Origin of the sequence: Embleya hyalina, assembly GCF_003967355.1 — a bacterium.
GTDB lineage: Bacteria > Actinomycetota > Actinomycetes > Streptomycetales > Streptomycetaceae > Embleya > Embleya hyalina.
Genome location: NZ_BIFH01000066.1, coordinates 24,590 through 36,613 on the forward strand (window position 1 = coordinate 24,590; position 12,024 = coordinate 36,613).

General features: G+C 73.8%; 10 protein-coding genes. 2 read left to right on the forward strand and 8 right to left on the reverse strand.

Annotated elements, in window-relative coordinates; genetic code table 11:
- Nucleotides 1-188: 188 nt before the first annotated feature.
- From recN to EMA17_RS50650, 5 genes are all read right to left on the reverse strand, one after another.
- Nucleotides 189-1,928, reverse strand: a complete 1,740-nt coding sequence (gene recN / locus EMA17_RS50630) for a DNA repair protein RecN (RefSeq protein ID WP_126644000.1) — start codon at nucleotides 1,926-1,928, stop codon at nucleotides 189-191.
- Nucleotides 1,929-2,465: 537 nt separating this feature from the next.
- A complete protein-coding gene (locus EMA17_RS50635; protein ID WP_126643989.1) occupies nucleotides 2,466-3,353 on the reverse strand; it encodes an NAD kinase in 888 nt (295 codons plus the stop codon).
- 214 nt (nucleotides 3,354-3,567) lie between these two features.
- Complete coding sequence (locus EMA17_RS50640; RefSeq protein WP_126643990.1) at nucleotides 3,568-4,371, reverse strand: TlyA family RNA methyltransferase; 804 nt, start codon at nucleotides 4,369-4,371, stop codon at nucleotides 3,568-3,570.
- A 220-nt stretch (nucleotides 4,372-4,591) separates the two neighbouring features.
- Nucleotides 4,592-4,816: a hypothetical protein gene (locus tag EMA17_RS50645; protein ID WP_126643991.1), complete on the reverse strand. Its 225-nt coding sequence runs from the start codon at nucleotides 4,814-4,816 to the stop codon at nucleotides 4,592-4,594.
- A complete protein-coding gene (locus EMA17_RS50650) occupies nucleotides 4,813-5,505 on the reverse strand; it encodes a histone (RefSeq protein WP_126643992.1) in 693 nt (230 codons plus the stop codon). The genes EMA17_RS50645 and EMA17_RS50650 overlap by 4 nt, the downstream gene beginning before the upstream one ends.
- Before the next feature lie 250 nt (nucleotides 5,506-5,755).
- On the opposite strand from EMA17_RS50650, the gene EMA17_RS50655 reads away from it, so the two are divergent.
- Nucleotides 5,756-6,097 (forward strand): alkyl sulfatase C-terminal domain-containing protein, encoded by a 342-nt coding sequence (locus tag EMA17_RS50655; protein ID WP_126643993.1) that lies wholly within the window; start codon nucleotides 5,756-5,758, stop codon nucleotides 6,095-6,097.
- 58 nt (nucleotides 6,098-6,155) lie between these two features.
- Here the strand turns inward: EMA17_RS50655 and EMA17_RS50660 are convergent, their stop codons facing one another.
- Both EMA17_RS50660 and EMA17_RS50665 read right to left on the reverse strand, forming a co-directional pair.
- The gene (locus EMA17_RS50660) at nucleotides 6,156-7,175 is read right to left on the reverse strand and encodes an HAD-IIA family hydrolase (RefSeq protein ID WP_126644001.1); all 1,020 of its coding nucleotides are present in this window, start codon (nucleotides 7,173-7,175) and stop codon (nucleotides 6,156-6,158) included.
- A gap of 59 nt (nucleotides 7,176-7,234) precedes the next feature.
- Nucleotides 7,235-7,798: a tetratricopeptide repeat protein gene (locus EMA17_RS50665; protein WP_246127486.1), complete on the reverse strand. Its 564-nt coding sequence runs from the start codon at nucleotides 7,796-7,798 to the stop codon at nucleotides 7,235-7,237.
- A gap of 131 nt (nucleotides 7,799-7,929) precedes the next feature.
- On the opposite strand from EMA17_RS50665, the gene EMA17_RS50670 reads away from it, so the two are divergent.
- On the forward strand, nucleotides 7,930-9,189 hold the full coding sequence (locus EMA17_RS50670; RefSeq protein WP_126643994.1) for a DUF1015 family protein: 1,260 nt from the start codon (nucleotides 7,930-7,932) through the stop codon (nucleotides 9,187-9,189).
- An 82-nt stretch (nucleotides 9,190-9,271) separates the two neighbouring features.
- Here EMA17_RS50670 and EMA17_RS50675 read toward each other — a convergent pair whose 3' ends face one another.
- Nucleotides 9,272-10,129 (reverse strand): hypothetical protein, encoded by an 858-nt coding sequence (locus EMA17_RS50675; protein ID WP_126643995.1) that lies wholly within the window; start codon nucleotides 10,127-10,129, stop codon nucleotides 9,272-9,274.
- Nucleotides 10,130-12,024: the final 1,895 nt, after the last annotated feature.

Genomic DNA, 12,024 nt, shown 5'->3' on the forward strand with positions numbered 1-12,024 from the left:
GAGGCTCCCCCGTGCGCCCCCGGGCGCACGGGGCCCACCACGGCCCGGGTCACACCCGACGCGGCCACCATGGCCACCAGGCCCGATCAGTCCCGCCCGATGCCTCTAAACCGCAGGCTTCGAGACCGGCGGCACGGGTGGGCCGGGTGGGAACACACTCACCACCCGGGCCAACGACCCCACCCCCCTCACGGCGACGTGGCCTCCCGCTTCGCTCCGGCCGCCGTGGCCAGTAGTTCCTCCGCGTGTGCGCGGCCCAGTTCCGAGTCCTCCAGGCCCGCCAGCATGCGGGACAGCTCCCGGACCCTTGCCGCGTCGTCGAGGGTGACCACGCCGGAGCGGGTGACCGTGCCGTCGCTGGACTTCTCGACCACCAGGTGGCGGTCGGCGAAGGCGGCCACCTGAGGCAGGTGCGTCACCACGATCACCTGCGCGACGCGCGCCAAGCGGGCCAGCCGGCGCCCCACCTCGACCGCGGCCTTGCCGCCGACGCCCTGGTCGACCTCGTCGAAGACGAACGTCGGAACCGGATCGGCCCCCGCGAACACCACCTCGACCGCGAGCATCACGCGCGACAGCTCACCGCCGGAGGCACCCTTGGCCAACGGCCGCGGCGGCGCGCCCGGGTGCGGGGACAGCTGCAGCTCGACCTCGTCCACGCCGGTCGGCCCATACGCCAGCACCCGATCCCCGACCGCCAGCCCCTCCGCGTCGTCCACCCCGTCGATCGCCACGCCGACCCGCGCGTACGGCATCGCCAGCGCCGTCAACTCCCCGGTCACCGCCGCCGCGAACTTCTCCGCCGCCGCGTGCCGAGCCGCCGAGACCTCGCTCGCGAGCGCCGTCAACTCGCCCCGCAGCGCGTCGCGTTCGGCGGTCAGCTCCTCGGTGCGGTCGTCGTCGCCGTCCAACTCGGCCAACCGCGCGGCCGAACGCTCCGCCCAGGCCAGTACCTCGTCGATCGACTCGCCGTACTTGCGGGTCAGCCCCGCCAGCGCCGCCCGCCGCTCCTCCGCCGCCGCCAACCGCACCGGGTCCGCGTCCACCCCGGCCGCGTACGACGCCAGCTCGGTGGCCACGTCCGCCACCAGATACCCGACCTCGCCCAGCCGATCGGCGAGCGCCGCCAGCGCCGGATCGTGCGCCCGCACCGCCTCCACCGCCCGATGCGCCGCACCGAGCAGGGTCGAGGCGTCCACCGCGTCCGAACCGGTCTCCGGATCGCCCAGCAACGCCTCGTGCGCCGTGGTCGCGGCCGTACGCAGCGCGTCCGCGTGTCCCAGCCGCAGCGTCTCCGCGGCCAGTTCGGCGTCCTCGCCCGGCTGCGGCACCACCTGTTCGATCTCGGTCAGCCCGAACCGCAGCAGGTCCGCCTCCTGCGCCCGCTCGCGCGCCCGTGTGGTGATCTCGTCGAGCTCCGCGCTCACCTCGCGCAGCCGCCGGTAGACCGCGCCGTACGCCTTCAGCGGCACCGACACCGCCTCCCCGGCGTACCGGTCCAGCGCGGCGCGCTGCCGGGCGGGCCGCAACAGCCGCTGCTGGTCGGTCTGCCCGTGTACCGCGATCAGGTCGTCGGCCAGATCGGTCAGCAACCCGATCGGCGCGGACCGCCCGCCGACGTGTGCGCGCGAGCGCCCCTCGGCCGAGACCGTCCGGGCCAGCAGCAGCTCGCCGTCGTCGACCTCGGCACCCGCCTCGGCCGCCCGTCGCCCGGCGGGCGAATCCGCCGGCACTCCGAGCCGGCCCTCGACCAGAGCCTTCCCCGTCCCGTTGCGCACCAGCCCGGCATCGGCTCGCCCACCGAACAGCAAGCCGAGCCCGGTGACCACCATCGTCTTGCCGGCGCCGGTCTCGCCCGTGACCACGGTGAAGCCCGGCGCGAGCTCGACTACGGCGTCTTCGATGACACCCAGACCCTGTATCCGCATCTCTTCGAGCACGGGGACGACACTACGAGGTCGCGGGGACTCCACGCGAAGAAAGCAGTTCAACGGCGTGTGTCAGACACCCCGACACACCCCCCACAGCCGCAACCACCCCGCCTCCACGGGCGCGACCGGAAAGCCCCGCGAGAGCACAAGGCCGGCCCCGCTGGAGCACAAGGCCGGCCCCGCGAGCGCAGCACCCGCGCCCCCGCGCGCGAACGGCCCGCCGGCCTCGCCAACGCGGCCACCCGCCCCGCGCACGCGCGACCGCCAAGCCCCGCGAGCACAACCGGACCAGCCCACAAACGCCGGCCCGCGACCCCGCAGAGCGCAGCCACCCCGCCCCGCAAACACCACCGGCCGCCCTCGCACACGCGGTCCCGCGCCCGCGCCCCCGCGCCCACCCACCGAGTCCAGCAAGCACGGCCACCCGGCCCCGCGAGCGCAGCGACCCGCCCCCGTCGACCCGGGCTCACCCACCCCGCGGATCAAGCCCCACCCGCCGCGCGAGCCAAGCCGCACCCGCCCCGCCCGAACGCCTCACCGCCGCCCGCGCCACCCCTTCACCGGCAACGCGAACTTGGCCACCAACCGATCCGTGAACGGCGCCCGATGCAGCCGCGCCAGCCGCACCGGCTGGGTCCCCCGCCGCACCTCCACGCGCGCGCCCGCGGGCAGCTGTACGGTCCGCCGCCCGTCGCACCACAGCGCACCGGGCGGAGTCTCCGCCGCCAACTCCAGCGCCAGCACCGAGTTCGGCGAAACCACCACCGGCCGCGCGAACAGCGCGTGCGCGCTGATCGGCACCATGATCAGCGCCTCCACCTCCGGCCACACGATCGGTCCGCCACCGGAGAACGCGTACGCCGTAGACCCCGTCGGCGTCGCGCACACCACCCCGTCGCAGCCCCAGCGCGACAGCGGCCGGCCGTCCACCTCGGCGACCAGCTCCAGCATGCGCTCGCGGGAGGCCTTCTCGATCGCGGCCTCGTTCAACGCCCAGTTCGTATGCACGATCTCGCCGTTGACCCGCACCACCACGTCGAGCGTCATACGCTCCTCGACGTCGTAGTCCCGCGCCACCACACGCTCGACCACGTCGTTCAGGTCCTCGCGCTCGGCCTCCGCCAGGAACCCGACCCGGCCCAGGTTCACCCCGAGCATCGGCACCGCCGCCTCGCGCACCAGCTCCGCGCCGCGCAGCAGCGTGCCGTCGCCGCCGAGCACGATGGCCAGCTCGCAGCCCTTGGCCGCGTCCGGCTCCACGGACACCACGACCGCGCCCGGCAGGGCCAGATCGTCCGCCTCCGGCTCCAGCACCCGCACACCCAGGCCCGCCGCGATCAGCCGCTCCACCACCAGTCGCGCGCTGCGCAACGCCGCGGGACGGCCGGTGTGCGTGACCACCAGTATCGTGCGATCGCTCATCCCCGTATCCCCTCGTCCGCATCGCGTCGACCGCAGCCATATCCGTACGCCATACCGTCGTCGGCGCGGCCGCGTCCGTACGCCGTACCACCCTCGGCGCGGCCCCCGACCGGACCCGACCCGCGGGCCGAACCCGATCCGTGCGCCGCGCCGCCGTCCACACAACCCCGGGCCGAACCCGACCCGTACGCCGCGACGCTATCGCGCACGCCCTTCACCGCGGCCCCTCGGCGACCGCCCGATCGACGTCCGCCGGATCCAGCTTGGGCGCGCCGGCCCGCATCCACAGGAAGTACTCGACGTTGCCCGACGGCCCCGGCAGCGGCGACGCGGTCACCCCGAGCACCCCCAGGCCCGACTTCGCGGCCTGCTCCGCGACGATCCGCACCGCCTCGGCCCGCAACGCCGGATCGCGCACCACACCACCGGCGCCCAACCGCTCGCGCCCCACCTCGAACTGCGGCTTGACCATCATCACCAGGTCCGCCTCCGGCGCCGAACAGCGCACCAGCGCCGGCAGCACCAGCCCGAGCGAGATGAAGGAAAGGTCACCCACCACCACCTCGGCCGCCGGCCCCACCTGATCCGGCGTCAACTCGCGCACGTTGGTCCGGTCCCGCACGGTCACCCGGTCGTCGTTGCGCAGCGCCCACGCGAGCTGCCCGTACCCCACGTCCACCGCGACCACGTGCGCCGCCCCCGCGCGCAGCAGCACGTCCGTGAAGCCGCCGGTCGAGGCGCCCGCGTCGATACAGCGCCGCCCCTCCACGGTCAGCCCGAGCGGGGTGAACGCGGCGAGCGCGCCCGCGAGCTTGTGCCCGCCGCGCGATACGTAGTCCGGATCGCCCGCGTCGGCGGCGACCACCACGGCCGCGCCCGCGTCGACCTGTGTGGCGGCCTTGGTCGCGGCCTGGCCGCCCACCGTCACCCGCCCGGCCGCGATCAGTTCGCTCGCGTGGTCCCGGGAGCGAGCGAGTCCCCTGCGCACCAGCTCGGCGTCGAGCCTGCGTCGTGCCACCGGTCGTGCCTGCCGTTCCTTGGTTGTGCCGAAGTCGTCGACGAGAACCGCCACTCTCGCGCCGGCGCGGGTGGGTCGCCCGCCGGCCTCCGCGAGGCCCGGTGCCGTGCCCCGGCGCACCGGCGAAGCACCCGTTCGATGCTCCGATCGGATGGTTCGCCGGCGCGGCGGGACGCGGTGCCGGACGTCGCGGAGCCCGACGGGAGAGCACGGACCCGCCCTAACGATCCAAATCCGCGAGAGTGTCCCGCAATCCCCGGTGTACATCCTCGTACACCGGCCCGTGCGCCTCGGTGGGCAGGTCACCCACACGGCTCAGGGTGGCCAGCACCGCGTCCACGTGCGGGTCGCCCGTGGGGGGCGGCGGTTCGACGACGCCCGCCCCGGTCGCGACGTCCTCGGCGACCGCCCGCTCCGCGCCGTCCGCCGCCGGGGCCTCGCTCACGACTGCCCGTCCGCGTCGGCCGCCGGCTCGGTCGGCTTGCGGATCGCCTTCTCGGCCGGCGCCGTCCGCTTCGAGGCGGCCGTCCCGTTCGTCTTGCGCGCCGGCTTGCGCGGAGCGGCCGGCGACGCCGAACCGCCGTCCGCCGCGGGCTTGTCCGCGACGTTCTTCTTCGCCGCCGCCTTCTTCGCGACCGACTTGCCGGACCCCGGCGGAGTGGCGACGGACGGGCCGGCCGGCGGAGTCGCGACCGGCGTCGCGGGCGAACCGCTCGACCCCGCCGAACGCCCCGCCTCACCGCCCGCGCCCGGCGCACCCGCCGGCCGCGCCGCCCGAGGCGTGGACGCCCGCGCCAACCGGTGCTCCAGATCCGTCACCCGGCTCTTCAACCGGGCGATCTCCTCCTCGGCCTTGGCCAGGTCCTTGGTCCACGGCCTCGTACGGGTCAGCGCCTTGTCCACCTCGCCGCGCACGATCCCCACGAGCAGATCCCGGTTCGCCTTGCCGGTCTCGTACAACTCCTCGGCGACCTGCTGCACGAAGTGCGGCAGCGCCTGGGCCTGTTCCGGAACCTGCTCCAGGTCGAGGCCGCTGCGCTCGACGAGGACCTTGGCCACCTCGGTGACCCGCTGCCTGGTCATCTCGGTCAAGCCACTGGCGATCTGAAGGTAACTGCGCACGACGTCTCGCATGAACCGGCGCCCGCCTTCCTGCTCCGGCCGCCGTATCGGTGCCTGCGCGGCGATACGAACGGCGATGATCGGTCTGCCCCCGACGCTACCCTCTCGACCGGCGCGCGAACGGAAGCAACGACATGCCGCCGACACGAACGAGGCGAACCCGAACCACGCCGCACCGCCGACCGCACGACCACCACGGACATCGACCACCCCCGGGTGGGGTACGGTCGCCAACCGGATCCCACGGAAGGAATGTCCCCGCATGGCCACCGTCGAAGAGTGCCGCACGGCCCTCGAGGAACTGTCCGCCAAGATGGGCCGAGCGGAGGGCGACACCCGCAAGGCCGCCCAACTCGACCGCAGCCTCAGCTGCCACGTCACCGACCTCGACGTCACCTTCTCCGGACGCCTGCGCGACGGCGCCCTGCACGACATCGACACCGAGCCGCGCACCGAGAAGGCGCAGATCCGACTGGCCATGACCGGCGACGACCTGGTCGCGCTGGTGGCCGGCACCCTCAACTTCGCCTCCGCGTGGGCCAAGGGCCGGGTCAAGCTGGAGGCGTCCTTCAAGGACCTGCTGGTACTGCGCAAGCTGATCTGACCCGGGCTGCCCCCCGCGACACCACGCAGCGCCCCGCCGTCGCGCCCGGATCGACCCCCTACCACCCCAACCGCTCCACCACCCCGCCGGTGTCGACCCGAGCCGCCGCGTCCGCTTCCTCGGCCCACACCGCCGCGCACGCCGCCCGCAACCCGTCGATCCGCGCACCCTCCCCCGTGACCGCCAACGCCCCGTCCGCCACCCGCGCCGACCACCCGCCGCACACCCACGCGTCGCCGTCCCGCCGCGCGGTCACCGCCGGCTCCAGGAGCGCCCGCAGGTCCTCCGCGACGAACGTCGGCCGCCGCCCCGCCCCGGCCGCCAACAGCGCCTCGGGCGTGGTCACCCCGGTCAGCACCAGCAGGCTGTCCACGCCGCCGTTGTGCGCGCCCTCGATGTCCGTGTCGAGCCGATCGCCCACCACCAGCGGCCGACGAGCCCCGGTGCGCAGGATCGTCTCCCGATGCAGCGGCAACTCGGGCTTGCCCGCCACCACCGGCTCGACCCCCGTGGCCGCGCGCACCACCCCCACCAGGGCCCCGTTCCCGGGCGCGATCCCGCGCTCCGTCGGAATGGTCAGGTCCGCGTTCGAAGCCACCCAGAACACCCCGCGCGCCACGGCATAGGACGCCTCCGCCAACGCCGCCCACCCCACATCGGCGGCAAACCCCTGCACAACCGCCGCGGGCCCGTCACCACCGGAACCCGAAGCCGAGTCGGAAGCCGAATCCGCCCCCGCCGACCGCACCGGCCGCAGTCCACGCTCCCGAAGCGCCACCTCCAGGCCCTCACCGCCGACCACCAGCACCGACGCCCCCTCGGGCACCCGCTCCGCGACCACCCGCGCGGCGGCCTGCGCCGAGGTCACCACGTCCTCCGGCTGCGCCGGGACACCCAGCTCGACCAGATGTTCGGCCACCGCCTTGGGCGTACGCGACGCGTTGTTGGTGACGAACGCCAGCCCCATCCCCCGCTCGCGCGCCTCGGCCAACACCTCCACCGCGTGCGGCACCGCCCGCGCACCCGTGTACACGACCCCGTCGAGGTCGAGCAGCGCCACGTCGTAGGCCCGCGCCAGGCCACCCCCGTCCCCGCCCGCGTCCGAACCGCCCGTCGCCACCGCCGAGGTATGCCCGCTCACGCGTCGCCACTCCTGTCACTCGTCTCGTCACCATCCCGACCGGACCGACCGGAGCCGCCGGGCCTCCCGGAGCCACCGGCCACGCCGGACCTCCCGGACCGGCCGTCCGCACCGTCCGCACCGTCCGCACCGATCGTCCCGTATGCCCCCGCCCGCGCCCGCAACGTGGCCCGCGCCTGCACCAGCGCCGTCCGGTAGTGCTTGGTCTCCGGCCGCATCGCCACCGCGAGCGCCAGGTGCTCCACGGCGGTCTCGAAGTCGCCGAGCCGCGACGCGGACAGGCCCCAGCCGAACTGGGCGTAGTCGTCCGCCGGATCCGACTCCGCCACCGCCCGAAAATGCCGCAGCGCCTCATCGTGTCTGCCCGAATCGAACCAGGCCCGCGCCAGCGCCTCCCGCACGCTGCGCGACTCCGGCGCCGCGTCCGCCGCCCGCGCCAACAACAGCGCGGCGGCGGCCGGATTACCCGAAGCGAGCAACTGCACCCCGCGCCGATACCAGTCGTACACGTCTCCAGTGGGCGCACCGTTCACCCCGTCGGCTCCCTGAGCCATCGCCATGATGCCCTCCCGCACCTCGACCACCCGCCGTCCACCGCACCGACGTCCCCGACCGGGACGTCCGACGATCCGGAGGCCGGCGACATCGGATGTCCTGATCTTGCCCGCCCTCGGGCCCGTAACATTCGGTCATGGATGACGCAGTGCCGAACGGGCTCGATCTGGCCCCCTTCCGCGGGCTCCGCTACGACCCGGACCGCGTGGGGGACGTCGCGTCGGTGACCTCGCCACCGTACGACGTGGTCGAGCCCGGCGGCGTACCCGCGCTGGAGGACGCCGACCCGCACAACATCGTGCGCCTGGTACTGCCGCGCAGCGCGGTACACGCCGGCACCACGTTGCGCACCTGGCTCGCCGAGGGGGTGCTGCGTCCCGACCCGCTGCCCTCGCTCTACGTCTACGAGCAGCGCGACCACAATTCGATCCAGCGGGGTCTGATCGGCGCCCTCTCGCTCGACTCCGCGGTACTGCCGCACGAGGACGTGATGCCCGGCCCCGTCGCCGACCGCGCCGCGATCATGACCGAGTTGTCGGCGAACCCCGAGCCGATCCTGCTCGTGTACACGGGCGGCGGACGCGCCTCGGACATAGTCGAACAGACCACCCACCAGCCACCGCTCGTCGGGCTGCGCACACCCGACGGCATACGGCACCGGCTGTGGGGGGTGACCGATCGACACGCGCTCGCCGGGATCCGCGACGACCTGGCGGTCCGCAAGGCGCTGATCGCCGACGGCCACCACCGCTGGGCGGCCTACGCCCGGATGCGCGACCGCGCGCACGCGGACGGCCGCGGCGACGGCCCCTGGGACCGCGGCCTCGTGCTGCTCGTGGACACCGTCCGCCACCCGCTGCGGGTCGGCGCGATCCACCGCGTGCTGCCGAAGCTGCGCCCCGCACAGGCGCTGAACGAACTGGCCACCTACGGCGACGCGGGCGCCGGCGCGTTCCTGGCCCGCCCCCTCGACGGCACGCTGCCCGCCGCCCTGTGGGCCCTGGACCAGGCCACCGGCCCGGCCTTCCTGCTCGCCGGCGACCGCCGCTTCCACCTGCTCACCGGCCCCGACCCCGACCTGCTCGACCTGGCGATCCGTGCCGACCGCCCGCGCACCTGGCGCAGCCTGGACGCCACGGTCCTGCACGCCGCCCTGCTCGAACAGGTGTGGCACGTGCCGGACAACTGGGACAACATCACCTACGTCCACGACGCCGCGGCCGCCGTCCGCCAGGCCAATCACACCGGCGGCACCGCGATCCTGCTGCGCCCCACCGACGAACGAGTGGTCCGGGACCTGGCCGAACAGGACATCCGCATGCCGAGAAAATCCACCTCGTTCGGCCCCAAGCCGGCCACGGGCCTGGTCCTCAGAAGCCTCGACCTGACCGAATGACCGCGTAGCCCACGACACCGAAACACAGGAAGGGCCCGGCACGAATGCCGGGCCCTTCCCTTCACACCTCTTCGAGGCTCGATCAGTCCTTGACGTCACCGACGACCGAGTCGCCGCGCTCATCCGAGTCGGCGTCATCGTCCGAGTCGATCTCGGCCTCGTCCTCGGCCGCGCCACCCTCGAACTCGACCGCCTCCGCAGCCGAGTCCTCGATGTCGACATCGACCTCGTCCTCGTCGAGGTCGTCGTCCTCCGCGTCCGGGTCGAGCGCATCGGTGAAGTCGAGCCCGTCCAGCTCCGCGACCCGCTCGGCCGCACCGGTCTCGCCCGTCGCGTCCGCCTCGGCGGCCCGCCCGAACCAGTCCCGCGCCTCGTCTTCGCGACCCACGGCCGCCAACGCGTCGGCGTACGCGAACCGCAGTCGCGCCACCCACGGGTTCGTCGACGCCGAGTTCAGCTCCGGCACCTGAAGGGTGACCACGGCCGCGTCGAGCTGGTCCAGATCCCGGCGCGCACCGGCCGCGACGATCCGCAGCTCGATCTGCGCGGCCTTGTCCAGTTCCTTGACCTCGTCCGCCCCGGCCATCTGCAACGCCCGCTCCGGACGGCCCAGACCACGCTCGCAGTCGGCCATCACGGCCCAGTGCTCGCTCGACCCGGTCATCCGCCGCGCCGCCCGCAGTTCGGACAGCGCCTCGGCGTAAGCCCCGGCCATGTACGCCGCGATCCCGGCCGCCTCCCGCACGGCGGCGACACGCGACGCGAGCCGCAGCGCGACCTTCGCGTACTTGTACGCCAGCTCGGGGTCCTCGTCGACCGTACGGCCGATCATCACCAGGTTGCGCGCGACCTCGTCGGCGAGCGTCTTGGGCAGCCCGCGCAGTTCCTGACGCGCCTCCGCACCGAGTTCCTCGGCCTGGACGTCGTCCGGAATGAACATGCGCTCGACCGGCACGTAGCCCGGCTCGTCCCGACGGTCGTACGACGGACGCGACGCACCGCGGTCGTCCCGGTTCCCGTACGACGACCGACCGCCACGATCACGGTCCCGGTCCCCGTAGGAGGCCCGACCACCACGCTCGTCCCGACCGAACGAGGGACGCGAGCCCCCACGATCGTCCCGGGCGGGCCGATCCGAACGGAAGGGAGCACGCGACCCACCACGGTCGTCGCGGGCAGGCCGGTCGGAACGCTCGGGCCGGTCCGACCGGAACGGCGGACGACGGTCCCCGCCACGGTCGTCGCGGTTGAACGGCGGACGACGGTCTCCACCACGTTCGTCCCGACCGCCGCTCGACGGACGCCCGGAACCCCGGTCGTCCCGCCGCGGCGCCGGACGACGCTCCTGGAACGGCTGCCGCGCACCGGGTCGACCGTTGTAGGTCGGCCGGCTGCTGGCGCCGTCACGGTGGTCACGATCCCCGAACTCGCGCTCGTCCCGAGCAGGCCGCTCCGCCCGCTGCGGCGGACGCGACCCACCACGATCGTCCCGGTTGCCGTAAGACGGGCGGCCGGACCCACGGTCGTCACGCTCGAACGACGGACGCGACCCACCACGATCGTCCCGAGCAGGCCGGTCCCCACGATCCGAACGGAACGGCAACCGCCCACCGGGCCCCCCACGGTCGTCCCGACCGTAGGAAGGACGCGACCCACCACGGTCGTCGCGGGCAGGCCGGTCGGAACGCTCGGGCCGGTCCGACCGGAACGGCGGACGACGATCCCCGCCACGGTCGTCGCGGTTGAACGGCGGACGACGGTCCCCGCCGCGCTCTTCACGGAACCCGGGCCGATCGTCGCGCCCGGCCGGGGGACGACGGTCCCCGCCACGGTCGTCACGATTGAACGAGGGACGCGACCCACCACGATCGTCACGATTGCCATACGACGGCCGGCCACCACGATCATCGCGGCCGTACGACGACCGGTCCTCGCGGTTCGGGCGGGCGATCGCGTGGTCGCCACGGGCTCCGTACGAGGTACGCGACTGCCCACGATCCCGCTCCGGAGCATCCGACCGGAACGGCGGACGCGACCCACCACGGTCATCACGTCCGGGCCGGTCGGAACGCTCGGGCCGGTCCGACCGGAACGGCGGACGACGATCCCCGCCGCGCTCTTCACGGAACCCGGGCCGATCGTCGCGCCCGGCCGGGGGACGACGGTCCCCACCACGGTCGTCACGATTGAACGAGGGACGCGACCCACCACGATCGTCACGATTGCCATACGACGGCCGGCCGGACCCACGGTCGTCACGATTGAACGACGGACGCGACCCACCGCGGTCGTCCCGAGCAGGCCGATCCGAACGCTCGGGCCGATCCGACCGATAAGGCGGACGCGAACCACCACCGGAACGGTCGTCCCGGTTGAACGACGGACGCGAGAACCCACCACGATCGTCCCGCCCACCGGACTGCGGACGCCCCGTGCCCGCACCGCGGTTGCCCCCACGGTCGTCACGGTTGAACGAAGAACGCGAACCGCCCCGATCGTCCCGACCGCCCTGGCCACGACCACCGGAAGCCGGACGGCCACCACGATCGTCACGGTTGAACGGCCGGCGATCACCGCCGCCACCGCCCCCCGAGTACTGCGATCCACCGGGACGACGACTCGGCCGTCCCTCGGAGGGGGGATTGGACATGGGATTTGCTCCTCGTGATCGTCGTACGGGTACGCAGTCGCCTGTGGCGCGACCACCATTGTCCCGTATGACGAACGAAGTCGGCGCACCCGACAGTGGCCGTGAACCCCTGTACGCAGGGGTCGCCACGATAAATAGAACAGGATAAAAAAATAAGGGGCCCCACCGGGGTGGGGCCCCTTACT

Bases quoted from the DNA above. Each gene is read 5' to 3' on its own strand.
- EMA17_RS50635 (WP_126643989.1), bottom strand. From the start codon at position 3,353: ATGAGCGATCGCACGATACTGGTGGTCACGCACACCGGCCGTCCCGCG.
- recN (WP_126644000.1), bottom strand. From the start codon at position 1,928: ATGCGGATACAGGGTCTGGGTGTCATCGAAGACGCCGTAGTCGAGCTC.
- EMA17_RS50665 (WP_246127486.1), bottom strand. From the start codon at position 7,798: ATGGCGATGGCTCAGGGAGCCGACGGGGTGAACGGTGCGCCCACTGGA.
- EMA17_RS50655 (WP_126643993.1), top strand. From the start codon at position 5,756: ATGGCCACCGTCGAAGAGTGCCGCACGGCCCTCGAGGAACTGTCCGCC.
- EMA17_RS50670 (WP_126643994.1), top strand. From the start codon at position 7,930: ATGGATGACGCAGTGCCGAACGGGCTCGATCTGGCCCCCTTCCGCGGG.
- EMA17_RS50650 (WP_126643992.1), bottom strand. From the start codon at position 5,505: ATGCGAGACGTCGTGCGCAGTTACCTTCAGATCGCCAGTGGCTTGACC.
- EMA17_RS50675 (WP_126643995.1), bottom strand. From the start codon at position 10,129: ATGTTCATTCCGGACGACGTCCAGGCCGAGGAACTCGGTGCGGAGGCG.